General features: G+C 58.9%; 18 protein-coding genes. 5 read left to right on the forward strand and 13 right to left on the reverse strand.

Going from position 1 to position 24,687, the window contains the following annotated elements:
- Window positions 1-6: 6 nt before the first annotated feature.
- The 4 genes from HDF12_RS05630 to HDF12_RS05650 form a co-directional block, all read right to left on the reverse strand.
- Complete coding sequence (locus HDF12_RS05630) at window positions 7-645, reverse strand: hypothetical protein (RefSeq protein WP_179581605.1); 639 nt, start codon at window positions 643-645, stop codon at window positions 7-9.
- 39 nt (window positions 646-684) lie between these two features.
- A complete protein-coding gene (locus HDF12_RS05640) occupies window positions 685-2,904 on the reverse strand; it encodes a glutamine--fructose-6-phosphate aminotransferase (protein WP_257025370.1) in 2,220 nt (739 codons plus the stop codon).
- A 66-nt stretch (window positions 2,905-2,970) separates the two neighbouring features.
- The gene (locus HDF12_RS05645) at window positions 2,971-3,705 is read right to left on the reverse strand and encodes an FkbM family methyltransferase (RefSeq protein WP_179581606.1); all 735 of its coding nucleotides are present in this window, start codon (window positions 3,703-3,705) and stop codon (window positions 2,971-2,973) included.
- On the reverse strand, window positions 3,702-4,910 hold the full coding sequence (locus tag HDF12_RS05650) for an O-antigen ligase family protein (RefSeq protein WP_179581607.1): 1,209 nt from the start codon (window positions 4,908-4,910) through the stop codon (window positions 3,702-3,704). The genes HDF12_RS05645 and HDF12_RS05650 overlap by 4 nt, the downstream gene beginning before the upstream one ends.
- 251 nt (window positions 4,911-5,161) lie before the next feature.
- Here HDF12_RS05650 and HDF12_RS05655 point away from each other — a divergent pair, with 251 nt between their 5' ends.
- Together HDF12_RS05655 and HDF12_RS05660 are read left to right on the forward strand one after the other, a co-directional pair.
- Complete coding sequence (locus HDF12_RS05655) at window positions 5,162-6,361, forward strand: acetate/propionate family kinase (protein WP_179581608.1); 1,200 nt, start codon at window positions 5,162-5,164, stop codon at window positions 6,359-6,361.
- Window positions 6,362-6,429: 68 nt separating this feature from the next.
- Entirely contained in the window at window positions 6,430-8,847 is a 2,418-nt protein-coding gene (locus HDF12_RS05660) for a phosphoketolase family protein (RefSeq protein ID WP_179581609.1), read from the forward strand.
- 73 nt (window positions 8,848-8,920) lie between these two features.
- On the opposite strand, the gene HDF12_RS05665 is transcribed toward HDF12_RS05660, so the two are convergent.
- Window positions 8,921-12,166, reverse strand: coding sequence for an outer membrane beta-barrel protein (locus HDF12_RS05665; RefSeq protein ID WP_179581610.1), 3,246 nt, complete (start codon window positions 12,164-12,166; stop codon window positions 8,921-8,923).
- Between the two features lie 662 nt (window positions 12,167-12,828).
- Between HDF12_RS05665 and fabF the strand changes: the two genes are divergently transcribed.
- Window positions 12,829-14,082, forward strand: a complete 1,254-nt coding sequence (gene fabF / locus HDF12_RS05670; protein ID WP_179583387.1) for a beta-ketoacyl-ACP synthase II — start codon at window positions 12,829-12,831, stop codon at window positions 14,080-14,082.
- A gap of 2 nt (window positions 14,083-14,084) precedes the next feature.
- On the opposite strand, the gene HDF12_RS05675 is transcribed toward fabF, so the two are convergent.
- Complete coding sequence (locus HDF12_RS05675) at window positions 14,085-14,903, reverse strand: glycosyltransferase family 2 protein (RefSeq protein WP_179581611.1); 819 nt, start codon at window positions 14,901-14,903, stop codon at window positions 14,085-14,087.
- A 223-nt stretch (window positions 14,904-15,126) separates the two neighbouring features.
- Between HDF12_RS05675 and HDF12_RS05680 the strand changes: the two genes are divergently transcribed.
- Window positions 15,127-16,674, forward strand: coding sequence for an MFS transporter (locus HDF12_RS05680; RefSeq protein ID WP_179581612.1), 1,548 nt, complete (start codon window positions 15,127-15,129; stop codon window positions 16,672-16,674).
- Window positions 16,675-16,688: 14 nt separating this feature from the next.
- Here the strand turns inward: HDF12_RS05680 and HDF12_RS22805 are convergent, their stop codons facing one another.
- On the reverse strand, window positions 16,689-17,924 hold the full coding sequence (locus tag HDF12_RS22805) for a beta-ketoacyl-[acyl-carrier-protein] synthase family protein (protein ID WP_179581613.1): 1,236 nt from the start codon (window positions 17,922-17,924) through the stop codon (window positions 16,689-16,691).
- A 403-nt stretch (window positions 17,925-18,327) separates the two neighbouring features.
- Window positions 18,328-19,008, reverse strand: coding sequence for a VOC family protein (locus HDF12_RS05690; protein ID WP_179581614.1), 681 nt, complete (start codon window positions 19,006-19,008; stop codon window positions 18,328-18,330).
- Between the two features lie 268 nt (window positions 19,009-19,276).
- Here HDF12_RS05690 and HDF12_RS05695 point away from each other — a divergent pair, with 268 nt between their 5' ends.
- On the forward strand, window positions 19,277-20,170 hold the full coding sequence (locus tag HDF12_RS05695; RefSeq protein ID WP_179581615.1) for a class I SAM-dependent methyltransferase: 894 nt from the start codon (window positions 19,277-19,279) through the stop codon (window positions 20,168-20,170).
- 37 nt (window positions 20,171-20,207) lie between these two features.
- On the opposite strand, the gene HDF12_RS05700 is transcribed toward HDF12_RS05695, so the two are convergent.
- From HDF12_RS05700 to HDF12_RS05720, 5 genes are all read right to left on the reverse strand, one after another.
- On the reverse strand, window positions 20,208-21,653 hold the full coding sequence (locus tag HDF12_RS05700) for a PP2C family protein-serine/threonine phosphatase (RefSeq protein WP_179581616.1): 1,446 nt from the start codon (window positions 21,651-21,653) through the stop codon (window positions 20,208-20,210).
- 237 nt (window positions 21,654-21,890) lie between these two features.
- Window positions 21,891-22,148 carry an acyl carrier protein gene (locus tag HDF12_RS05705; protein WP_179581617.1) on the reverse strand — a complete coding sequence of 86 codons (258 nt, stop codon included), beginning with the start codon at window positions 22,146-22,148 and terminating at the stop codon, window positions 21,891-21,893.
- A 96-nt stretch (window positions 22,149-22,244) separates the two neighbouring features.
- A complete protein-coding gene (locus tag HDF12_RS05710; protein ID WP_179581618.1) occupies window positions 22,245-22,463 on the reverse strand; it encodes a hypothetical protein in 219 nt (72 codons plus the stop codon).
- A 45-nt stretch (window positions 22,464-22,508) separates the two neighbouring features.
- Complete coding sequence (locus HDF12_RS05715) at window positions 22,509-23,585, reverse strand: type III polyketide synthase (protein ID WP_179581619.1); 1,077 nt, start codon at window positions 23,583-23,585, stop codon at window positions 22,509-22,511.
- Window positions 23,586-23,747: 162 nt separating this feature from the next.
- Window positions 23,748-24,620, reverse strand: coding sequence for a hypothetical protein (locus HDF12_RS05720; protein WP_179581620.1), 873 nt, complete (start codon window positions 24,618-24,620; stop codon window positions 23,748-23,750).
- Between the last annotated feature and the right edge of the window lie 67 nt (window positions 24,621-24,687).

A 24,687-nucleotide genomic window follows, 5' to 3' on the forward strand; every position in this document is an offset into this window, starting at 1 on the left:
AACTTTCTACTTGTTCAGAGTTGGGGTAGCCTTTGGCTCCGGCTTCGCCGTTCCGGACGGTATGCCTGAAACGATCTCATTCCAACTCTGCCATTTGGTATCTGTAGTAAAGGCCGTTGCCGCTGCCGTTCGCTCAGCACTGATTTTGTTACTCCACTTCGTCCAAAGGTCTATTCCAAGGCCTGCCAAAGCAGTAAGGGCAGTTGTGATCGCTTTGCTCTGGCTGGTCTGCACATCCACGTAATTAGTGAATGCAGCTGCGCTTTGGCTTGCGGTCGAGGCTGCTTTAGCGTACTTGGGATCAGAAGGCAGTCTTTTCGTTCGGCCTGAACGAATTGCTGAAGCCAGATAAGAATTCCAAGCGGTGTAATCGGAGTATGCCTTTGCATACAACTTATAGGCCTGCGTGTACTGGGGGCTGTCGCTCTTAAATCGGCTGTTTGCCAATAGTACGTATTGTGAAGTGAACGTACGCGCTTGGACTATGTCCGCAGTCGTGGAGTCAATATTGATGGTGGTATTGGAAGCCGGTTGTTGCGCGGGGGACTGGTTGGTCAGTAAAAAAAACGAAATGAAGATCGCAGCGCAAAAGATGGACTTACTCAGCATGGGAACGTACATCTGAAGCACCAAAAAAATATTCAATTAAGTTCCGTGTGGTATTCGAATTATGACACATGGCACTTACTCCACGGTGACGCTTTTTGCTAGGTTTCTGGGTTGGTCTACGTCGCAGCCTCGGCGGACGGCTATGTGGTAGGCGAGGAGTTGGAGGGGAACTACTTCTAGGATGGGTAGGAGTAGTTCGGGGGCCTGGGGGATGTAGATGGTCTGCTCGACGAGCTGGCTGATCTCGGTGTCGCCTTCGATGGCGATGGCGATGACGCGGCCAGAGCGGGCGGTGACCTCTTGTATGTTGCTGAGGGTTTTTTCGTACTTGAGGACACTGGAGGGATCGTTGGGGTCCTTGGTGGCGATGCAGACGACGGGGAGGGATTCGTCGATGAGGGCGTTGGGGCCGTGCTTCATCTCGCCGGCGGGGTAGCCTTCGGCGTGGATGTAGGAGATCTCCTTGAGCTTGAGTGCGCCTTCGAGGGCGATGGGGTAGTGGATGCCGCGGCCGAGGAAGAGGAAGTCGTCGGAGGTGTGGAAGAGGCGGGCTAGCTCTTCGCACTGGGCGGAGAGGGATAGGCGGGTGGTGGCGCGGCGGTCGGTTGCAAAATGCGGGGGTCCCTCCACTCCGCTCCGCTCCGGTCGGGATGACACATTTTGGGTAAGACCAGAGAGGTCGCTTTGCGCCTTCGGTCGAAATGACACATTTTTGTTATACCCAACATTTTGGGCGGAGCCGAAGCGGGCATTTTGGGAGAGGCGGGTGGGGGCGGCTACGCCTTCGGAGGAGCCGGGGGCGTCGGGGGAGTTGATGTTGAGCAGGGAGGCGAGCTTGCCGGGGAGTTTGGAGAGCTCGGTGACGAGGTGGAGGGATTCTTCGTCGGAGATGGTGCCGCGGACCTGGGCGAGGTGGAGGGCGAGGACGAAGAGGGCGGTGAGCTGGGCGGTGAAGGCTTTGGTGGAGGCGACGCCGATCTCGGGGCCGGCGTTGGTGGTGAGGGTGCCCTGGGCTTTGCGGGTGATGGCGGCGCCGACGACGTTGCAGATGGCGAGGGTTTTGGAGCCTTTGGCGATGAGTTCGGCCTGGGCGGCGAGGGTGTCGGCGGTTTCGCCGGACTGGGTGATGAGGAGGCCGATGGCGCGGGGGTCGGCGATGGGGTCGCGGTAGCGGTACTCGGAGGCGTAGTCGACTTCGACGGGGAGGCGGGCGAGGCGCTCGATCATGAACTTGCCGGCGAGGCCAGCGTGCCAGGAGGTGCCGCAGGCGGCGATGGTGATCTGGCTGGCGTTGCGGAGGTCTTCGTCGGAGATCTGCATGGCTTCGAGGAAGACTTTGCCGGTGTCGAGGGAGACGCGGCCGAGGGTGGTGTCGCGGATTGCGCGGGGCTGCTCGTTTATTTCCTTGAGCATGAAGTGCTTGTAGCCGGCTTTTTCGGCCTGGATGGGGTCCCAGGTGATGCGCTGGACTTTTAAGGGCAAGGCTGCGCCTTGAAAATCTGTTAGCGAGACGCCTTCTTTGGTGAGGATGGCGAGTTCGCCGTCGGCGAGGAAGTGGATGTTGCGGGTGTGGTGGAGGATGCCGGGGACGTCGGAGGCGAGGAAGAATTCGCCGTCGCCGATGCCGATGACGGCGGGCGGGCCCATGCGGGCGGCGACGAGCTTGTTGGGTTCGAGCGCGGAGAGGACACCGATGGCGAAGGCTCCGGTGATGCGCTTGACGGCGCGGCGGACGGCCTCTTCGAGGGACATGGTGGGGCGGGAGCCGTCGGGGTGAAGGGTGGTGACGACGGCTTCGGACTCGTTGGCGGATTCGCTGGCGGCGTAGGGGCTGGCGGTTTGTGCGCGGCCGTGTCCGATGACTTGCGGCTGGCCGTTTTCGTAGGCGTCCTGGATGAGGTGGGCGATGATCTCGGTGTCGGTCTCGGAGACGAACTTGTGGCCTTTGGCGATGAGCTCTTTTTTGAGGGCGAGGTAGTTTTCGACGATGCCGTTGTGGACGACGACGAGGGTTCCGGAGCCATCGCGGTGGGGGTGGGCGTTCTCTTCGGTGGGGCGGCCGTGGGTGGCCCAGCGGGTGTGGCCGATGCCGAAGGTGCCATCGATGGGGGAGTCGCGGATGACGTTTTCGAGGTTGCGGAGCTTGCCGGGGGCGCGGCGGAGTTCGAGGCCTGAGGGGCCTCCGGCTACGGCGATGCCGGCGGAGTCGTAACCGCGGTACTCGAGGCGGCGAAGACCTTCAATAATGACGGGGACGACAGACTGAGGGCCAATGTATCCAACGATTCCACACATGGATTGAGTTTAGATGGATGGGGCAAATTTTGCGCGAGGAAGCGGCTGGGACTTTTGGGGGAGGTGTTACGCGATGGCAGAGCTGCGAACGAAGATGCCGTCGACCTGGAGGAGTCGGCCGGTGGCGGGGTCGCGGAAGGAGGGCTCGAGGTCCCAGAGCTGGAAGCCGTGATTGCACATGGTGGCGGACATCTCGGGCATGAGGGTTTCGCCCTGGTAGAGAGGAAGGAGGGACATCTCGAGCTGGACGGCGAGGGCCTGGGAGAGGATTCTGGGAGCTCCGGTGAGGACTTGCAGCTCGAAGCCCTGGACGTCGAGTTTGAGGAGAGCTTTGCTGGTGAAGGCGGGGGGAGGGAGGACGTCGTCGAGGCGGCGGATAGAGACTTTTTCTTTGTGGAGGTAGCCGGAGCTGGGGGCGGCGGAGAGGTGCGAGTCGAGCATGGGGAGGATGGAGCTGCAGAAGGAGTCGGCGGAGACGTTGATCTCCGTTTCGCCAGTCGTGGATCCCAGGGCGATGCCGGCTACGGTCCAGTGCGGATCGGATGAGGCAGCGGCAAGAAGCTTCTGGAACGAAGTGCTGCTGGGTTCGAAGGAGAGGATGTTGCCGCGATAGCCGATGGCGCGGCAGAGGGTTGCGAACTGGCCGGCGTTGGCGCCGACGTCGAGGATGAGATTGAGGTCGAGGAGAGAGAAGAGGCGGCGATAGCGGAGTCTTTGAGAGCTGTAGACGTCGGTCTTCCGAATCTGATGGCCGGTGGCTTCTACTACGGAGCGGAGGGAGCGTTTGAGGGAGTGCGTCATGTGGTGGAAGTCTCGAAGAGGGCTGTCTCTGCTGGGTGAGATTGGGGAGTGCGGATTGAGAGCAGGATGGAGAGCATGATCATTAGCCAGAGAGGAAGAGAGAGGTCGTAGATCTGGGTGTCGGTGAGGCCTCGGACGAGAGCGAAGAGGAGTATTGTGCCGGCGAGTGTTTTGAGATGAGATGCAGGCGCGCGGCGAACCTGGCGAAAGAAGGTCCAGTAGAGGCCAATCGTGAGGAGGACGCCGACGGCTCCGAAGGCGAAGAACTGCTGAAGGAGTTCGTTGTGGGCTTGCTGGGCTTCGAAGAGTCCGAAGGGTGGGACGACGAATCGGTAGGAGTAGAAGCCGTTGCCGAAGATCGGTTTCTTGATGGCGTATTCGAGAGACATGGCCCAGATGATGGTTCGGCCGGTAAGGGTTTCGGGATCGGTGCCAGCGGCGTAGGTGGTGAAGTAGGCCTCGAGCAGACCGGAGAGAGAGACAAGGACGGCTGTCGCGGCGATGCCGATTCTGATCTTTATCTTGCGGGAGAGCGTGGAGTCTCGGAGGAGATAGAAGCAGAAGGCCAGGAGGAAGGCGAAGATGGCGCTTTTGCTGATGGTGCGCAGAAGCGTTGTCGCAAGGAAGAGTGCGGGCCATCGCCAGAGCGTGGTCTCGTGTGCGAGGTGGATTGCCAGCAGCGTGGCGATGGCGAAGAGGAAGCCGAGTGTGTTTGGATGCAGGAAGATCTCATCCCCGAGGCGCAAGTCGTCTCGGGCAGGGATGGCCCAGGCGACGATGGCCACGATGCAGGCTCCGTAGACGAAACCTTTCATGATGGCCGCTGCTTTGATCTCAGGGTCGCCGTCACGCAGGAGAATCCAGACGGTGGCGACGTCTGCGGCCCAGGAGAGCCAGTAACCGGCGGCCGCATCGAGGGGTGCCTGGGACCAGAAGATACTGACGAAGCTGAGGCTGAGTAGGGCGGCGGCCCAGCGAATGGGTGTGGTGCGATAGGACGCGGTGGAGGTTGTTGCGCTGCCTATAGTGAAGAGCGTTGCGAGGGAGAGAAGAATCAAGCTTAGCGCTAGCCAGACAATGGTTCCTGACTGAGGCTCATCTCGAAACCAGAGGAAGGTCAGCGAGACTCTGAAGGCGAAGATGAAGCCAGTTGCGGCGGATAGTAGAGGGAGGTCGTCGCGGGTTTTATCGACTGTTGATGCCATAAGCTGCGCGCGGGCGGATGCCATGAGAAAAGGTTGCGGGATGCGAAGGGCCGCTCCTTTTGGTCTGCTGTGAGTTTATGGCTTGTTGGAGGCCGCAGGTCGAGGCTCAGGCTGGTACTGCAATCTTTTTACAGCGACGAGACAAATGTTCGACATTGGACGTCATCTGGTGAGGAACGCGCTTGTGGAGAATTTACGGGCCTGTGATGGGCTGGGTGTAACGTAGGGAAGGGTTTCGCGACAGGGGTGCTGTGCACATACTCGTTATCAATAGCGGATCTTCGTCGATAAAGTTTTCCCTGTTTGAAGCTCAGGGAGAGGAACCTCGGTCGTTGTTTGAGGGTGAGGTGATCGGGATTGGTGGGGTGAAGGCGAGTTTCAAATTTCGCGACGCTGGTGGACGAGATTTAAGCGGAGGACGTAACGAGGTAAAGGCGCAGACTGCGCTAGAGGCGATCGGGCTGGTGGTTGGAGCGGTGAGTGGGCAGGGTTTGCCGACTGTGGATGCGGTGGGATATCGGGTCGTGCATCCGGGAGCGAAGCTTGACCGGCATCAGCGGATTACCGAAGAGGTGCTGAAGGATCTCGAGGAGGCGGTGGTGTTTGCGCCTCTGCATGATCCTGCGGTGATTGAAGTGATCAAAGACATGATGGTGAAGTTTCCTGGGGTAGCGCATTATGCCTGCTTTGATACGGTGTTTCACCAGACGATGTCTGAGGCTGCGACGACGTATCCGATTCCGATGGAGTATCGCGAGCGGGGAGTTCGGCGATATGGATTTCATGGATTGAGCTGCGAGTCGATTGTGCGGCAGTTACGCGCAGAGAAGGAGCTTTCGTTTCCGAAGCGGATGGTGATTGCGCATCTCGGGAGCGGATGCAGCGTTACGGCGTTGGTGGATGGATGCTCTATCGACACGACAATGGGACTGACGCCTACGGGTGGAGTGGTGATGGGGACACGGCCGGGTGATCTCGATCCGGGGCTGGTGCTCTATCTGCTGCGGCAGATGAAGGGAGATCAGGTTGCGGCGCTGGAGAAGATGCTGAACCATGATGCGGGGATGGTGGCGCTTTCTGGGATGCTGAACGATATGAAGGCTGTGCGGGAGGCGGTGGTGAAGGGCGACGCACAGGCAAGCCTGGCGGTGGAGATATTTACTCGGAGTGTGAAGAAGGCGCTGGGCGGCTTTATTGCGTTGATGGGCGGAATTGATGCGGTGGTGTTTGCTGGTGGAATCGGAGAGCATGATACGCGGTCGCGGCCGGAGATACTGGCCGGGATGGACGATTTGGGTATTTCTGTTAATTCTGAGTTGAACGGTGCAGGGGGCGACGCTGTCCGACAGATAAGTGCATCTGACTCAGTGACGGCAGTGCTTGTCGTTCCGGCTAAGGAAGATTGGATGATCGCGATGCATGTTCATCGAATGGCCCAATCTGCGAAATGAGTCTTTTCCGGTTACAAATTTTCTAGGATTGCTTCCGGATCTACTGATTACGATTGACGGAGTTATTTATGAGTAATGTGTCCAAGGAACTGGTTAAAGACAAGAGTCAGGGTGGTAAGCCGCTTTCGGCTGAGGAACTGCGGAAGCTGGATGCCTATTGGCGGGCGTGCAACTATCTTTGTGTTGGGATGCTTTACTTGCGGGCGAATCCCCTGTTGCGGGAGCCGTTGAAGGCGGAGCATATTAAGAACCGGCTGTTGGGGCACTGGGGTTCGGACCCTGGGCAGACGTTTGTGTGGGTGCATCTGAACCGGCTCATCAAGAAGTACGATTTGGATTTAATTTATTTGTCGGGTCCGGGACATGGGGCGCCAGCTACGCTTTCGAACAGTTATCTGGAGGGTGTGTATTCGGAGGTGTATCCAGATAAGAGCGAAGACGTTGCGGGAATGCTGAAGTTCTTCAAACAGTTTTCCTTTCCGGGTGGGATTGGGAGTCACTGCACGCCAGAGACGCCGGGGTCGATTCATGAGGGGGGCGAGCTGGGCTACAGCTTGTCGCATGGGTTTGGCGCGGCGTTTGATAATCCTGACTTGATTGTGACCGTAGTGGTGGGAGATGGAGAAGCTGAGACGGGGCCGCTGGCTACGTCCTGGCACTCGAACAAATTCTTGAATCCTGTAAGGGATGGTGCGGTGCTGCCAATACTGCACCTTAACGGTTACAAAATAGCTAATCCTACAGTGCTGGCGCGTATTTCTCCCGAAGAGTTGGAGTGGATGTTCAAGGGATTTGGCTGGGAGCCGCATGTTGTCGAAGGAGATGATCCGGCGACGATGCACCAGTTGATGGCGGGAGTGATGGAGGATTGCGTGAAGGAGATTCGCGCGATTCAGAAGAAAGCCAGGAGTGCGCCGAAGGGGACAGCGCCGGAGCGGCCGCGGTGGCCGATGACTATTCTGCGTTCGCCGAAGGGATGGACTTGCCCGAAGGAGATTGATGGGCACAAGCTGGAGGGCTCGTGGCGAGCGCACCAGATGCCGGTTCTCGATCCGGTGACGAATCCGAAACACCTGAAGATGGTTGAGAAGTGGATGAAGAGCTACAAGCCGGAGGAGTTGTTTGATGAATCGGGCAAGCTGATCGCGGAGTTGAGGGAGATGGCTCCTGTCGGTCAGCGAAGAATCACAGCGAATCCTCATGCGAATGGTGGACTGCTGCGGAAACCGATGGAGCTGCCGGACTTTCGCGACTATGCGGTGAAGGTGGAAAAGCCGGGCCAGATCGAGGTTTCGCCGACTGATGTGTTGGCGCACTTTTTGCGCGATGCGATGAAGAGGAATATGACGAGCTTTCGTGTCTTCGGGCCCGATGAGACGGCTTCGAATAAGTTGCAGGCTATCTATGAGGCCAGCGGGAAGACGTGGATGGCGAAGCTGCTGCCTGAGGATGCGGACGGCGGGGATCTTGCGCGAGATGGTCGCGTGATGGAGATTCTGAGCGAGCATACGCTGGAGGGATGGTTCGAGGGCTATGTGCTGACGGGGCGGCATGGCTTCTTTTCGACCTACGAATCGTTCGTGCACATCATCGATTCGATGTTCAACCAGCATGCGAAGTGGCTGGAGAAGAGCAAGCTGGAGTTGAGATGGCGAGCGCCGATTTCATCGATCAATCTGCTGATTACGTCGCTGGTGTGGCGACAGGATCACAACGGATTTACGCATCAGGATCCCGGGTTTCTAGATGTAGTGACGAATAAGAGCCCGGAGGTAACGCGGATCTATCTGCCACCGGATGCGAATTGTTTGTTGAGTGTTGGGAATCACTGTCTGCGCAGCTCAAATTACGTGAATGTGATTGTTGCGGATAAGGCGCCACATCTGCAGTATCTGAATATGGATGATGCGGTGAAGCATTGCACGAAGGGAATCGGGATATGGGACTTCGCGAGTAATGACGCGGGGGATGAGCCGGATGCGGTGATTGCGTGTGCGGGGGATATTCCGACGGAAGAGGCGTTGGCTGCTGTCGCGATTCTGCGAGAGCGATGTCCGGATGTGAAGGTTCGGTTTGTGAATGTGGTGGATCTGTTCCGGTTGATGCCGGAGACGGAGCATCCGCATGGGCTTTCGGAGAAGGAGTTCGATAGCTTGTTTACGAAGAACAAGCCGGTGATCTTCAACTTCCATGCCTATGCTTCGCTGGTCCACAAGCTGACGTACAAGCGGACGAATCATGAGAACTTCCATGTGCGCGGATACAAGGAGAAGGGCAATATCAATACTCCGCTGGAGTTGGCGATTCTGAATCAGATCGATCGGTTTGACCTGGCTATCGATGTGATCGATCGAGTGCCTCGGCTGCAGATGACGGCGGCTCATACGAAGGAGTGGCTGAAGGGGCAGATCATCGAAGCGGTGAACTACGCGCATGAGAACGGGATTGACAGCAAGGGGATTCGGGAGTGGAAGTGGCCTTTGTAGGTTGAATAGGCGGACGTGAAAAAGCCCCATCCGGCGATGCTCTGCTGGATGGGGCTTTTCGTTGTGGTTTGGGTTAGAAGATGATCTTTCCACCGAATTGAGTGTTGAATGCTTCGCCGGCTCCGATGCCGGGTGCGCCGTTATAGTCGCCGATGGTATCGCTGAGTTGCGAGCTGCCGCCGACGGATGGGGAAGGAGGAGCGAAGTTATTTCGGTTGAAGAGGTTGAACATCTCTGCGCGGAGCTGGATGGTGAGACGCTCGCCGATCTTCGTGTTTTTGAAGACGGAGAGATCGACGTCATTGTAGCCGGGAGCGTAGAAGGAGTTGCGGCGAACGGTGCCGAAGGTGCCCGGAGCCGGATCCTGGAAGGCGCTGAGATCGATCCAGTTTGCGGTAGTGGACTGGCCTTGGTAGCCGACGCGTGCTGGAGCAATTTGAACTGCGCGGTCGTTGCCTTCGTTGGTGCCGCTGATGTCTCCGGAGGCACGAACCGTAAAGGGCTGGCCACCATGGAAGGTAAGCAGACCATTGACCTGCCAGCCACCGGTGAGCCCCTTCAGGTGCTGCGAACCCGGAACATCGTAGCTCAGGAAGCTGACGAAGGTGGCCCTGGTATCGAAGTCTGAGTTGCTGTAGTCCCCTTTGAAGTTGGTACTGTCTTGAGGAAGAGCGCCGCGGTAAGCGGTGACTTCGTCAAGGGCGTGTGACCAGGTGAAGACGGTTTGGGAGGAGAAGCGATGCCAGTTGGTAACGCGAATCTGCGCCTGGAAGGAGTTATAGTTTGCAGTCCCGATGCTTTCAATCTGGTTGATGTTGCCGTACTGGGGATAGAGGCCGTAGAAGGGGCGTTTCATCTGGCGATCAATGTCTGCGCTGTAGATGCCGGGAACAGACTGGTTGATGTCGAGAAGGCTGAGGAGATGACGGGCTGAGGAGCCCACATATCCGAGTTGAAAGATAACGCTGGACGCCAGCGTGTGCTCGAGGTTTACGCTGTAGTTCTCGTTGTAGGAGGGGCGGAAGTTGGGGTTGACAGAGAAGACGCCGCAGGGTGATCCGGCAGCGCAGGGGTATCCAACCGAGGAGGGGAAGATCGGAACGCCTGCGACGATGGTGGTGTTCGATCCGCCATTAGCAGCCGAGACGGAGTAGACGGGGCTTGCACCGCCGGGATTGCCTTCGACTCCGTTGGGAGCCTGATTGCCCGGACGATTGTCGAGGAAGGGATTGAGGTTGGGGGTATCAGCAAACCAGCCGTAACCAGCGCGGACGACTGTATTCTGGTCGATCGCGTAGCTGAATCCGACACGCGGGCTGAAGTTCTTGTAGTACTGAGGATAGAGCGAGCTGATCTGATTTCCCTGGAAGGCAAGCCCTTCATTTGAGATGAGAGCCGGACGGAAGACGGCCAGATCCTTGTTGGAGTTATGAAGCGGACCTTCATAGTCGTAACGAATGCCGTAGTTTACGTTGAGCTTGGGAGTGAGCTGCCAGGAGTCGCCGGCGTTCAGGAACCATGTATTGACGAAGACCTGACGCTCTGGATCTCCGATGGTGATGCTGGCTGAGGAGGTTTCGCCAGCCAGGAAGTCGGCGAGTGCACCAGCGTAACCGGGACCGCCGACCTGGCTGCCATCGAAGGTGAAGGACCCGGTGGAGTGACGATGGTAGAACTCGTCGAGCTGCGCCTGGCGATATTCTCCGCCGAAGCGCATCTGGTGCCTGCCTTTTGTCCATGAGAGCTGGTCTGTGAGGTGGCCGGTGATGTCGTTGCGTCCTTCGGGCGGGGTCAGACCGACGGGATCAAAGTTGCTGCTTTGGGCGGTTGTGCCGCCGCCTGAGCTGGCGGGCCTGCCGATGGTGATGTTCGGAGCGTTCGGGAAGGTGGCGCCGGTGATGAAGCCGAGGCTTTGAACATCCTGGCCGGTCTGGTTGTCGTTGAAGACCTGATTGAAGTAGTTGACTCCGGCGAGAACCTGGTTGGAGATGCTGGAGGATATGACCCGGTTGTAGACGATGGCGATGTTCTGTACGTGAATTGGTGCGACTTCGTAGTAAGCGAGGAGTTGGGAGCCAACGGGCGCAACCTGACTGCCTTGACCGACGAACCAGTGAGCGCTGAGGTTATCTTTGTCGCTGATTCGATAGTCAACCTTGCCGAGACCATTCCAGCTGTATCCGAACTCGGGATCGCTGGAGTGGTAATTGTTTACGACTCCGACAGTGTCCTGAGCGAGTACGTTCGAGCCCCACAACCTGTTGAGCACAGCCACCATCACCGGATTAACTGGAACGCCTTTGGCAGCGAGGATCGCTTCGGCTTGGGTTTGCCAGCCGATCGATGGTTCGGTCGCCGTTCCAGATTGGCCGATGGTGAAGCGTTGATGTTCGAAGGTGGCAAAGCCGAAGAGCTTGTCTTTGAGGAACGGGCCGCCGAGGGAGAAGCCGGTGTTGTAGTTGCGGACCTTCTGCTTGGTTGATGAGAAGGGGCTCTTGGCACCGAAGAGTTCATTGCGATTGAAGTAATATGCGGTGCCGTGAAGTTGATTGGTACCAGAGCGGAGGGTCAGGTTGATGGTGCCACCTGGGTTACGTCCGCCTTCGGGACCGGACTGTGTCTGCGCGGAGAACTGGTCGACTGCGTCGAGTGGGAGGATGATACCGGCGATGCCGGAGACGCCGCCCTGGTTGACTGCGGGAATGTTATGCCAGAGATCATTGTTATCGACGCCGTCGATCTGCCAGTTCATCTGATTGGCGCGGGTTCCATTGAGGGAGCCGAAGCCGCCGCCGCTATAGCCGGCGTAGCCCGCCGTGAGCGAGATCATCTGAGTGAAGTCGCGACCGTTGAGTGGCAGGTCTGACACGACTTTGGCATCGAGCACGGTGGTCTGCGTGGTGGTTGTGGTATCGAGAGCTACGGCTGCTGCATCGACTTCTACAGTTGTGGCCGAACTCGAGAGTGGAAGAGAGACTGGCAGAGTGAAGATTACGCCGGCCTGGACCGCGATCTTGTCGGTCTTTACAGTCTGGAATCCAGAGAAACTGACGGTGACGCTGTAGTTGCCGAGGGGAAGATCCTGGAAGAGGAACTCGCCACCACTGGAGCTGGTGGTTGTGTGCTTGACGTCAGTATCGGTTTGCACGGCGACGACGGTTGCGTTCGCGATGGCAGCGCCGGTGCGATCAGTTACAGTACCGTTGATTCCGCCGCGGAAGGTCTGGGCGTTTGCAAACGATGTTCCGAGAATGGTTAGCAGAATGGCGGCGAGACTGTAGAGCACAGCCTGTAAGGGTCTTACCGATTGCCTACGCATAGAACCTCCGAAAAAAAGACAAAGAGTCTCTGTGATCGCTTTGAAGCGATTTTTTAGGTCGTTTTAGACAACAAGCCGACATCGCAGCGGAATGCTGCGGGTACGTCACTGTGTTCCAAGGGCCAAGCGGCTGCTAGAAGTGTGGCGAAAACGGCAAATTAAGAAAGAGTGAGCCAACCTTAAATGGCTTTCACGAATATTGCAAGAATTTTTTTGAGATATCACACAAACGTGAAGTGAGCGCAGCTGATATGGCTGGAAAATCAGGCGCAGCGCCCCAGATTTGTAACTTTGAGAGTTCTGACAAAGTCTTATGGGCTGAATGATGCCGGTAAGTTTTGCAGGCAGGGTATGAGTCGACAGAACTCTGCAGGGACGATTCGAACTTGCGTGACGTGCCGATTTTTTCGGGGGGGTCTTGCACGTCCGTATGGTTGCGGGTTATCAGCCAAATATCGAGAGTCAGAACTTTAGATTGTTGCCTTCCGGAGTGACTTCGCGAAGCGGCTCCCACATAGGGAGTTGCAAAAATAAATTATGATTGTCATGTAAAAAGTGCCTCCGGGGAGTGAACTTGTTCCGAAGCGAGGCGTTGGACATGGCCAAGGCGATGACAGCCCGTTGCAGCGAAGAGAGGGAGTTGGATGACTTCGAAGACAGATATGAGAGAACAGTTTCGCGTTGTGGTGACCGGTGTTGGGCTGGTGAGTCCGGTAGGGGTTGGCACGGAGATGACCTGGGCCGCGCTGCAAAGGGGGGACTCCGGCATCGATAGAATCTCACTCTTTGATCCGGAGAGATTCAGCTGCCAGTTTGCTGGGGAGGTGAAGGGTTTTATTCCTGAGAACTTTGTCGATCGCAAGGATGTGAAGAAGATGGGGCGCTTCATTCAGTTTGCGATGGCTGCGGCGCAGTTTGCGATGGAGCAGTCGGGACTGGATATGTCTGCTGAGGACGCGGAGCGGGTGGGCGTGTACGTCGGCAGTGGGATCGGGGCGTTCGAGGTGATCGAGCGGGAACATGCGAAGCTGCAGAGCGGAGGGCCGGACAGAATATCGCCGTTCTTTATTACGGCAACGATTGCGAATCTGGCGGCGGGGCAGATCTCGATACGGTATGGGGCTACTGGGCCGAATCTGACGTGCGCCACTGCTTGTACGACGGGAGCGCATGGAGTTGGCGAAGCATTTCGGATTATTCAGAGAGGCGATGCGGATGCGATGATCTGCGGCGGGAGTGAAGCAGCTGTTACGCCGCTCTCGGTGGGCGGATTCGCTGCGATGCGGGCTTTGTCGACGCGGAATGACGATCCTGCGCGAGCTTCACGGCCGTGGGATCGCGGGCGCGACGGATTTGTTGTGGGCGAGGGCGCGGGAGTTCTTGTGCTTGAAGAGCGAGAGCATGCGCTGCGGCGTGGCGCGCCGATTTTGGCTGAGATCGTGGGTTACGCGGCGAACTCGGATGCGTTTCATACAAATGCTCCGCCTGAGGATGGGCGCGGAGTCCGTCGAGTGATGCAGTTGGCGCTCGCGGATGCCGGGCTTGAGCCGAGTGCGATTCAGTATTTGAATGCGCATGCTACCTCTACTCCGCTTGGAGACAGAGCGGAGGCGAGGGCGATTAGCGAGACGTTTGGCGATCACGCGTTGAGCCTTCTGGTGAGTTCGACGAAGTCGATGACGGGGCATCTGCTGGGTGGCGCGGGAAGTCTTGAGGCAGGCATTACGGTATTGGCCTTGCGGGATCAGATTGCTCCTCCGACGACGAACATCGAAGATCTGGATGAGGTGGTTCAGTTTGGATTGGTGAAGGACAAAGCTGTCAGCGTGCCGATGGAGTATGCGATGTCGAACTCGTTCGGATTTGGAGGAACCAACGCTTCGCTGATATTCCGGGTACACCATCCTGATGTGTAAAGCTATGCTCCGCCGCTGCGAAGTTCTTTAGTCTTGAGAACGATGAGGTACTCATAGAAGGCCTGCAGGGTGGCGTAGGTGAGGCCGGCCGCGCCGTCGAGTATTGCACCGCGGAAGAAGACCATGTAAAGCCACTTGATGAGAGGGCGGCCTGGAAGGCGGTAGAAGATGGCCTTCTGGTGGAGGCGGCGGGTGTGGAAGTCCGGGTCGCGGAGGGCTGTGATGAAGGAGGGATTCTGCAGGCCCTGGTTGCGGACGATGAGCTCGGCCTCCATGGTGGAGTAGAGGTTGTGCTTCTCGACCCAGCGGGCGATGCCCTTGGAGAAGGGGTAGTGATCGAGTGGATAGCTGAGTTCGGCTACGGGGCCGTCGATCTCAAGGACTTCGTTGATCGCGCGGGTGTAGCGGGCGCGCTCGGGGCGTACGAGACGGATGTAGAACGGAGAGATCTGCGCGTGTTTGAGCCAGGTGTCGAAGAGGAAGTCGCGGCGGCGTACGCGGAAGGCGGCGGTCTGGTCGGGGGCGGCGAGTGCGAGCTGCTGCATCTCGCGGGAGAGCTCGGGGGTGGGTCGCTCATCGGCGTCGAGGATGAAGACCCACTGGTGTTTGAAGGGCAGGGTGGTGAGGGCGGCGTTGCGGTGGGTGGCGTAGTCGTCGAAGGGGCGGGTGTGGATGTGGGTGCCGGCAGCTTTGGCGATCTCGACGGTGTTGTCTGTGGAGTGGGAGTCGAAGACGTGAATGTCGTCGGACCAGGAGACGGAGGAGAGACAGGCGGGGAGGTCGCGCTGCTCGTTGCGGGTGAGGATGAGAACGGAGATCATCTATCGGGTATGGTATCGCGATGATCTCCGGTTGAGGTTAGAAGCGATAACGAGTAAGGCACTGCGGGTGACGGGTGAGGCCTCGCTGAGAGATACGGGGGGCTAGAGGTAGTTGGCAATGCGCCAGTCTAGATCGTTTAGTGGTGGTATCCATGCCTCCTGCCAGCGGTCGGGCATCGTTACGGATAGCTGGTATGATCGGCGGCGGTGGGAGTAAAGAACCATGCCAAATTTACCTTGTGAAGAAGGTGCGATTCGCAGCGTGGCCTCTGCGCCCGAGAAGACGCGGGGCGGGGTGTGGGTGCTCGCAGCTACGATTCTTGGATCGAGCATGGTGTTCATTGATGGGACGGTGGTGAATGTTGCGTTGCCGGCGTTGCAGACCTCTCTAAATGCAACTGTGACTGATGTGCAGTGGGTGGTTGAGGCTTACGCGTTGTTTTTGTCGGCGCTTCTGTTGGTGGGGGGGTCGCTCGGCGATCTTTATGGGCGGCGGAAGATATTTTTGGTTGGGGTCGTGTTGTTTGCAGGGGCCTCGGCCTGGTGCGGGTTTGCTTCCGATGTTCGTGCGCTGATTGTCGCGCGGGGTCTGCAGGGGGTGGGTGGGGCTTTGCTGGTGCCGGGTAGCCTCGCGTTGATCAGCTCATCGTTCTGCGCGGAGGAGAGAGGGAGGGCGATTGGGACCTGGTCGGGCTTTACTGCGATCACCACGGCGGTGGGCCCTGTGTTGGGCGGTTGGTTGATTGAGCATCTCTCTTGGCGTTGGGTGTTCTTTATCAACTTGCCGCTGGCGGTGCTGGTGGTGTTGATTTCGTTGGCGAGGGTGCCGGAGAGCCGCGATGAGGAGATGGTTCAGAGGTTGGATGGGTGGGGGGCGGCGCTGGCTACTGTGGGATTGTGCGGGATTACGTTTGCCTTGATTGAGGCTGATGGCGGCGGGAGGCGAGCGTTGGTTGCTGGTGTGGTCGGCGTGGCGGCTCTTGCGACTTTCTTTGTGGTGGAGTCGCGGTCTGAGGCTCCGATGTTGCCGCTGGGTTTGTTTCGATCGCGGACCTTTAGTGGGGCGAATTTGATGACGTTGTTCCTGTATGCGGCGCTGAGCGGGGTGTTGTTCTTTTTGCCGCTGGATCTGATCCAGGTGCAGCACTATTCGGCGACGCAGGCCGGTGGGGCTTTGCTTCCGCTGATTCTGCTGATCTTTGTGTTGTCGCGGTGGTCGGGTGGGCTGATTGTGAAGTATGGAGCGAGGCTGCCGCTCATTGTTGGGCCTTTGATTGCCGGTGTGGGATTTGGATTATTTCGGCGGGGCGGGGTGGGTGGGTCTTATTGGTCGACTGTGTTTCCGGCGGTGATTGTGCTTGGGCTGGGGCTGGCGGTTAGCGTGGCTCCGTTGACGACTACGGTGATGAGTTCGATCGATCAGAGCCGCGCGGGTGTGGCTTCGGGGATCAATAATGCGGTGTCGCGCGTGGCGGGGTTGCTGGCGGTTGCGTTGATGGGTCTGGTGTTTTCGATGAACTTCAACGGGAGGCTGGGGAGGGGGCTGGATGGGCTTGGTCTGCCTGTGGCGGAGCGGCAGAGTGTCGAGGCCCAGAGGGCGAAGCTGGCTGCTGCGAGGAGCGATAATGTGCGGGTGCAGCGGTTGATCGGGGAGTCGTTTGTCAGTGCTTATGGGGTGGTGTTGTGGATTGCAGTGGGGCTCTCGGTAGCGAGTGCTTTGAGTGCGGCGTTGCTGATTGAAGGCAGGCCGACGCCGGCGCGCGTTGAGTGAGTTTTTCAGTCGAATTATTCGATAGGACGGAAGGCGAGTACCGCGTTCAGGCCTCCGAAGGCCAGGGAGTTGGACAGGGCTAGCTTTGGAGAGGCTTTGCGGGGTGCGCCGAGGATGATGTCGAGGTTGATGGCCGGGTCGACCTGCGTGATGCCCGTGTTGGCGGGGAGGAGACTTTCCTTGAGGGCGAGGATGGTTGCGAGGGCTTCGAGGGCTCCGCTGGCTCCGATGGAGTGGCCGTGCAGGGATTTGGTGGAGCTGACGGGAATTTTTGACGCGAGCGGTCCGAAGACTTGGTGGATGGCGGCGGCTTCGGTGGTGTCGTTGACCAGGGTGCCGGTGCCGTGGGCGCTGAGGTAGCCGACCTCTTCGGGTGAGGCGTCGGCGTCTTTGAGGGCGATACGCATGGCGGCGGCGGCGCCGTCTGGGTGGGGCTGGGTGACGTGGCTGGCATCGGCGGAGCTGCCGGTGCCTACGATCTCGGCGTAGATGGTCGCGTTGCGGGCCAGGGCGGACTCGAGGGTTTCGAGAGTGAACATGGCGGCGCCTTCGCCAAGGGTCATGCCGTCGCGGTCGGCGGAGAAGGGGCGGCACTGGGTGGGGGAGACGACGCGCATGCTGTCCCATGCCCGAAGGAAGCCGAAGGTGAGGGGGGCCTCATGGCCGCCGGTGATGGCGGCGTCGATCATGCCGCTGCGGATCATCTGGAAGGCGAGGCCGATGGCGTGAGCGCCGGAGGAGCAGGCGGTGGAGATGTTGAGGGCGGGGCCGGTGATCTTGAGGTCGATGGAGATGTTGCTGGCTCCGGCGGAGGCCATGGTGCGGACGACGGTGAGGGGATGGACGCGGGCGTCACGGGTGTAGAGCTTGGCGGTCTCGGTCTCTTCGGCCTGTCGGCCACCGCAGGCGCAGCCTACGATGATGGCGATCTTGTCTGGTGTGTAGTGGTTGGTTAGCTGGGACTCTGCGGCGGCCTGGCGGGCGGCTACGACGGCGAAGTGTACGGTGCGGTCGGTGGCAGTGAGGATGCCGGAGTCGAGGTGCTGGCTGGCGTCGAAGTCTTTGACGGCAGCGGTCTGGGTGAAGCGGAGCCCCTGGGTCTTGTCGTGCGCTTCGCGGGCGGGTGCTTCCGGGTAGGGTGGGAAGGGGGCGATGCCGGTGGTGCCGGCGAAGAGGGAGGTGCGGAAGTCCGCGACGGTGTTGCCGATGGGGGTGATGCATCCGAGGCCGGTGACTACGACACGATTCACTTCTTCTCCTGGTGGTGCTCTTGGTGATTGTAGATTCTTTGAGGAATCGGCCTACCCTCCCCCTCCCCCCGGGGGTATTTTGCGGCTAAAATACTTGTTTTGAGCAGTTTGCGGGTGGTGCCTGTCTGTAAAATATTGCATTGAAAGGGTTTACTTGCAAAATATTACATCCAAAGGAGTTACGGGCGATCATAAAATAAAAAGCCCCTGTGGTTTCAGGGGCTTTCCTGTTCTGTTTCTATTATAGCGGTCGGGACCGAACTCATACGCCACGCTTTTGTGCTGGATTGACGCGGGGTTTGATGATTTCGGGGGTTGACAGGATTTTACGGACAGGAGGGCCTGCTGGTGACTGTAATCGCTAGCTGTTCCCATCTTTGCGCTTGATGGCGTCGTAGTCGTTTTATTGCGGCGGCTCTTCGCCGGATTGCTCGCGCACCATGTACTCGGCGTACCAGTCCGGCCAGTTCTCGTCGCGCAGGCCGCCGGTGCGCTTTTCATGCTCGCCGTGGGCCGCCCCCGCCCGCCGAAGCGCGCTCGCCAGATCGTTCGCCGACGCGTAGGTCGTGTCGCCGGTCACACGCCCGGGAAGCCGCGTCGTGATCTCCTGGAGTAGCCAGCCGTTGCCGTCGGGATCACGGAAGGAGGCGAACGAGCGGTAGCTGCGATGCTCGGGATCCGGACCGCTGACCCTGCGCCGCCCAAAGAGGTAGGGATCGTCCGGGCCAGCGTACACGCCGCCTGCGTCGTGGAAGACATCGCTGATCTCTGCGCCGCGACGGAGCATCTCGCTGCGGGCGGTCGCGATGTCGGAGACGATCAGGTACAGGCCCTGGGCGGAGCCGGGTTCTGCCGCAGTGACGTTCTTGCCGAAGATGACCGAGCACCCGGAGCCGGGCGGCGTGAACTGGATGACGCGGAAGTCGGTACCGTTGTCGTAGTCGGCGTCGAGGCGCCAACCGAGCCTCGCGTAGAACTCTTTCGCGCGGTCTACATCGGAGATGGGGATGACGATTATCTCGAGCTTTGTGTCGACTCTGGCGACGCTGGCCGCGTCGTTACTACGAATTTCGTTCGTGCTCATGACTCCCTCCTGAGATGCGCGGGATGAAATGGTATTACGACATTTAATTGTTGATCAAGCGGTGCTTGTGAATCTGAGTGGGTTGCGGATTGAATTTAATCTCCGGGGGCGATTCAATTAGACTTGCGCGATTGTGCCGGGGATTCCGGGATTAGGTGCGTTGCTGGAGGGTGGCCGGCAATGCGGAAGGTGAGCGGCATTGTCCATCGCGGTTGTACCCTGAGTCAGCAGGAGACGTTTTATCGCTTAGGAATGGAGCTTCCAACCGTTGATCGATCCGCTTGAGCGTCTTGTGTGGCAGTTAGAAGACGAGCCGTCGCTGCTCGAGCCGGATCGGCTTCGGGAACGTCTGGCGGCGCTGGATCGGCTTGATGCTTATCTTCCGGATATCCCTGGAGCGGTGCCTGGGGCTGAGTCGAATGACGGCGGACTCTATCGCCGAGCGAGAGCAGTTTGCGGCAGGCTGGAAGCTGTGAATTGTGAGCTGTACGAAGGCATTCGATGTGAGATTCAGCGTGGGGAGCGGCCTGAGACTTTGCTTCGGTGGATCGATTCTTCATCGGTGATGGATGAAGCGGCTGGGCCGATTAATGGGCCTGTCAGCGGCATGGGCTATGACTATCTGGATGAGCTGGTGAGTGGTGTGTTTCAGTTTGAAGAGCCTGGCGGTGGCGATGTTCGACGCGAGGTTGAGATGGTGTTTTATCAGCCGACGCCTGCGCGCCATATTTTCAGACTTATGGGATTGACTGCGCTCGATGAGGCCGATGTTCTTGTCGATCTTGGCTCAGGATTGGGCCATGTTCCGTTGCTGGTCTCGGCCTGCACCGGTGCCGGCGGCATAGGGATTGAGCTAGAGGCGAGCTACGTCGGATGTGCCCGGGAGTGTGCACAGAGGCTGAATCTGAATAAGGTTAGGTTTCTTGAGGAGGATGCGCGAGTGGCGGATCTGTCCATTGGCACGGTGTTCTATCTTTACAGTCCTTTTGTAGGGACCATCCTGAGCGATGTGCTCGACCGTCTGAGGCGTGAGGCGGCTACTCGTCGAATCCGAATCTGCACGTATGGCCCTTGTTCGTCTGTCGTCGCTGACGAGCCGTGGCTTGAGGCAGCTGCCAAGCCAGAGACAGGTAGGATCGCACTCTTCCGTTCTCGCGATTGAGTGTTTGAGTCTGGATGTTGGTCAGGGCTTATTGGCTTCAGGCGGGAGTTGCGGTTAGGCCGGGAAGAGAAGCGCTTTGTGAGGGAGTGTTTGCGCAGAGATAGTCGCAGACGAGGAGGGTGAGGTCGTCGTTCTGGGACCTGGACGACCACTGTTCGAGAGACGAGAGGATGCTGGCGGCTGCGTCTTCAGCGCGGAGGTTGGCGGCCTTCTTGAGGAGAGTGTGGAGGCGGCTTGATCCGAACTCTTCTCCTTGTGCGTTGGTGGCTTCGAGAATGCCGTCGGTGTAGAGAAGGAGGCGATCGCCGGGTTCGAGGGGGTGGATGGCGGTGGTGTAAGTCGCGAAGGAAAAGGCTGCGAGCATGAGGCCGTTTTCGGTGAGTTCGATTACGTTGCCGGAGCGAACCAGAAGCATGGGCGGATGCGCGGCGGCGGAGTATCGGAGGGTGGAGGACTCGGCGTCGAGATAGACGTAGGCTGCGGTGACGAACTGTTCTTGCGTGTTGCCGCAGAGGACGGTGTTCATTCCGGCGAGGAGAAGGGCGGGATCGGCTGCGTTGGCGCGCTGTGAGGTGGCGGCGAGTTTGACCATGGAGGCGATGAGTGCGGCGGGAACGCCGTGACCGGAGACGTCGGCGATCAGGAGGCCTGCCTGGGTTTGATCGGCGACTAGGAAGTCATAGAAGTCTCCGGCTACGGCGGTCATGGGGACGTAGCGGGCGGCTACGCGGAAGTGGGGGGATTGAGGATAGGCTGGCGGCAGAATCGAGGTTTGGATGCGGCGTGCGATCTCGAGTTCCTTTTGGAGGGCGTTGAACTGTTGATCGCGATGGAGGCCGCGCTTTGCGGCGACATAGCCGAGGGTTGCAAGGAAGAAGGTAAAGCCTAAGGGCTCTATGAACCAACGGTATCCGAGGGCTCCCCCGATGTTATCGAAGAGGGCGAAGATGACAAAGACGATGATGCCTCGGCGAGCGATGACGAAGTCTTTGTCTGCCTGCTTTCTTGTGAAGGATTGGATGATGAGCGCGAACAGACTGACGATGACGACCAGGTTGTTTGTCAGCTGAAAGGCGTCCCTTTGACCGAACAACATCGTTGCGACGGCGAGACCCAGGAACACGGAGGTGAGAACGATGGCGATCTTGCGGCCTGAGCGGCCCAGAAAGCCTGCCGCCTCAAAGTAGAAGAAGGCGGGAATTGGCACCAGGTAATTCCCTATGGCGCGAAGGTCATCGAAGAAGTGCGAGGGTGGGATGATGAGGGTGAGAAGCCCCAAGTGGAGCCAAAGCCTTTGACCGTAGAAGATGGCGAAGAGAGCGAGCCAGAAGAGCATGGCGTCGAACTTGCGACCGAGGAAGGCGAATGCTATCGAGACGAGCCCGACGGCAGTGAATGCGGCTCCCAGGAAGAGGTAGAGCTCGTCGTGATGAAAGGTCCGCAGGACCTGACTGGCCGTCAGCTGAGGGTCGCCTACGTACATACGAGCGAATGATACACGGGAGCGGGAGGGAGACTGTGAACGCTGCGTCAGGGGGAGATTTTATCGCTGGGGCAAGGAAAGCGGTTCGCGCCTTTTGCGGCGAATGCCCACACATCAGATGAGACGGCATGAACGGGGTTCCCGCCACCCGTACCCGAGGTTTAGCGGATTCGAGCAGTGGGCCACTTTTTCGAGTTGCCAGTCGTGAGACGGGAGGTGTCCGGGGAGGCTGGATGGTCAGCGGGTGGTGATGGGGGAAGGGGCGGCGGTCAGCTTTGCGACGCCTTCTACCATGTCGCCAACGGTGCGGAGGGTGCTGAGGGCTTCGTCGGGAATCTCGATGTTGAAGGCCTCTTCGACCTCGAAGGAGATGTTGATCTTGTCGAGGGAGTCGATGTTGAGCTCGTCGAAGGTGTTGGCGAGAGAGATGGAGTCCGCGGGGATGCTTTTAGATTTAGCGATGATGTCAATGCAGCGTGTGGCGATATCGTTCATGGAACTCCGGCGTCCTCGGGGATAGCCTCAACTTACAGGGAGGCGAGTGCCGCTGTAAAGTTCGTTGAGGCCGCCGTCCTGATCTAGTTTAGCTTGTCAGCATGTGTAATCCGGTAGCAAGTAGTTCGTCAATACCCGGGAAGATGCAGGGCGGTGGTCGATGTGTACCTCGAGGAGACGCTGGAAGAGGATCGAGGGAAGGCTGCATGGCGTCGTGATTTTCGACGTGGAGACCTTGATTGCGGCGGCGAGGCCGGCGGGACCTGCGCTAACGATCAAAACCTCCGCGGCAGGCTGGCTGCTGCGGAGGTTCATCGGGTGCTGCTTTTGTCTTGGGTCACGGCGCTGCAGAGGAGGCTGTTACCACTGGAGGAGAACAAGCTCCGAACAGAAGGCTGGGCCCATGGCAGCGAGGATGCTGTAGGTGCCGGGTTTGCCGGGGGCGTTGACGAGAACGTCTTCGAGGACGGCGAGGACCGACGCTGCGGAGAGATTGCCGACCTCACGCAGGCTGCGCCATGAAGGTTCGAGGGCGTTGTCGGGGAGGTTGAGGGTGGTTTCCATTGCTTCGAGAACTTTGGGGCCGCCGGAGTGGAAGATGTAGCTCGAAATGTCATCGAGGGTTAGACCGTTGTCGGTCAAAAACGATTCAACGTTCCCGCGAAGATGCTCGTTGACGACCTTGGGGACGTCGGGGGAGAGGACGATTTTGAAGCCCATGTCGCCGATGTCCCAGCCCATGATGTGCTCGGTGTGGCGATAGAAGGTAGAGCGCGTGTCGAGGATTTTGGGGCCTGAGATGCAGGTGACGCAGGTGCGCTTGGCGAGCGCGGTCTCGGAGCCTGCGATGATGACGGCGGCGGCGCCGTCGCCGAAGAGACCGCAGGAGATGAGGTTGGCGATGGACTGGTCGTTGTCCTGCCAGGTGAGGGAGCAGAGTTCGACGGAGAGAAGGAGAGCGTACTGGTCGGGAAAGGCGCGGACGTAGTCAGAGGCGCGGGAGATGCCTGCGGCACCGGCGACACAGCCGAGGCCGAAGATTGGCGTGCGCTTGATGCTGGTGGGGAAGGGCATGCGGTTGATGAGGCGGGCGTCGATGGTGGGGCTGGCGATGCCGGTGACGGAGGCGAAGAAGATAGCGGAGATGTCGGCGGGGGTGAGGCCTACGCGGGCAAGCGCGGTGTCGATCGCTTTCTCGCCGAGTTCGACGGCGGCGACGATCCAGGCGTCGTTGGTGGGGCCGAAGCCGGAGAGATTCTCATAGACGTCCAAAGGGAATACGAGGTTGCGGAAGTCGACACCGCAGTTGACGAAGAGCCGGTTGATGAGCCGGGGCTCTTCCATGCGGTCCTGCCAGCGCGCCGTAAGTGCTTCTGAGATTTGTGCCTGTGAGTAGCGATGAGGTGGATAGGCGGTGCCGACAGATGCAATGCGCATGCTTATGAGAACCCTTTGTGATGACGTAAATTGACTGCGTTTGGTTGACGTTGCGTAGTAATCGAGAGTTGCACGCCTGCAATCGTCTCTGGAGGCGTGGGATGGAGCGATCGTTTAAAGGTACACGTTGAGAGAGATTCAGTGTTGAATTTCGGCAGGGGGCTAATGAAGGCGGGCGATCTGACGCTGGTAGAGGTCGTTCTTGGGAAACTCCTGGGAGAGGCCGATCAAGATTTGTTTGCCTGATTGGGTGCGGCCGTCGCGAAGCTCTCCGACGGCGAGCATGAGGCGGGCGAAGGGGGCGAGATAGTGACCCTGTTCTGCGGTGAGTTTGAGGAGGCGGACGCCTTCGGCCTTGTTGGTGCCGGCGCCAGCCATGCCAAGGAACCAGCGGATGGGCGCGGCCTTGAGGCTTAGCATGTAGTTTTCAATGCCTACGGCGAGGTTGGCGTCGTAGAGGGTGGGGTTGATGGCGAGTGCTTGTTTGGCGTACTTGCTGGCGAGCTCGCTGTATTTGAAGGCGCCGTACTCGTGGCGGTCGATGAGGGAGGCCCAATCGGCCTGCATGCCGGAGGTGACGGCTTTGCAGTAGAGGGCGTTGGAGTCATTGGGGTTGTGCTGGAGGGCGGCGTCGGCGAGGCGGTTGGACTGGTCGATGCGATTGTTGAAGCCCTGTTTGAGCGCGGGATCGACGGGAGGACGGGTACGGGACTGGAAGCGATTGTCATCGGCGAAGAGCTCGATGTCGAGGACGCCGAGGAGGTTGAACTCATTGAAGATATAAGCGGCCGCGTCAGACGCTGAGCCAAGGCAGTCGTCTGGGTGGGCGGCCATCCATTGACCGAAGTGGGCGTGAGCGGCGTTGAAGTCCAGATTGTAGAGGGCGTAGTAGCCGTCATTGAGGGGGGTGCCGGTAAGCGGCGCGCTGAAGGCGAGGACAGGAGCTGCCAGGAGAAGCAGCAAGAGAGATCCGGAGAGCGCGATGCGCTGGGTGATTCTGGCCGAGGATGGGGCGGTCCGGGCTGCCGGAGACATAACATGCATTATCTTCTTTTACCTCATTGGCTTGAAAACGCGGGTTCGGATTTAGAGCTTTGCGAAA

The sequence above is a fragment of the Tunturiibacter gelidiferens genome (genome assembly GCF_013410115.1).
GTDB classification, from domain to species: domain Bacteria; phylum Acidobacteriota; class Terriglobia; order Terriglobales; family Acidobacteriaceae; genus Edaphobacter; species Edaphobacter gelidiferens.

Bases quoted from the DNA above. Each gene is read 5' to 3' on its own strand.
- HDF12_RS05640 (WP_257025370.1), bottom strand. From the start codon at position 2,904: ATGTGTGGAATCGTTGGATACATTGGCCCTCAGTCTGTCGTCCCCGTC.
- HDF12_RS05645 (WP_179581606.1), bottom strand. From the start codon at position 3,705: ATGACGCACTCCCTCAAACGCTCCCTCCGCTCCGTAGTAGAAGCCACC.
- HDF12_RS05650 (WP_179581607.1), bottom strand. From the start codon at position 4,910: ATGGCATCAACAGTCGATAAAACCCGCGACGACCTCCCTCTACTATCC.
- HDF12_RS05660 (WP_179581609.1), top strand. From the start codon at position 6,430: ATGAGTAATGTGTCCAAGGAACTGGTTAAAGACAAGAGTCAGGGTGGT.
- HDF12_RS05665 (WP_179581610.1), bottom strand. From the start codon at position 12,166: ATGCGTAGGCAATCGGTAAGACCCTTACAGGCTGTGCTCTACAGTCTC.
- fabF (WP_179583387.1), top strand. From the start codon at position 12,829: ATGAGAGAACAGTTTCGCGTTGTGGTGACCGGTGTTGGGCTGGTGAGT.
- HDF12_RS05675 (WP_179581611.1), bottom strand. From the start codon at position 14,903: ATGATCTCCGTTCTCATCCTCACCCGCAACGAGCAGCGCGACCTCCCC.
- HDF12_RS05680 (WP_179581612.1), top strand. From the start codon at position 15,127: ATGCCAAATTTACCTTGTGAAGAAGGTGCGATTCGCAGCGTGGCCTCT.
- HDF12_RS05690 (WP_179581614.1), bottom strand. From the start codon at position 19,008: ATGAGCACGAACGAAATTCGTAGTAACGACGCGGCCAGCGTCGCCAGA.
- HDF12_RS05700 (WP_179581616.1), bottom strand. From the start codon at position 21,653: ATGTACGTAGGCGACCCTCAGCTGACGGCCAGTCAGGTCCTGCGGACC.
- HDF12_RS05705 (WP_179581617.1), bottom strand. From the start codon at position 22,148: ATGAACGATATCGCCACACGCTGCATTGACATCATCGCTAAATCTAAA.
- HDF12_RS05710 (WP_179581618.1), bottom strand. From the start codon at position 22,463: ATGAACCTCCGCAGCAGCCAGCCTGCCGCGGAGGTTTTGATCGTTAGC.
- HDF12_RS05715 (WP_179581619.1), bottom strand. From the start codon at position 23,585: ATGCGCATTGCATCTGTCGGCACCGCCTATCCACCTCATCGCTACTCA.
- HDF12_RS05720 (WP_179581620.1), bottom strand. From the start codon at position 24,620: ATGTCTCCGGCAGCCCGGACCGCCCCATCCTCGGCCAGAATCACCCAG.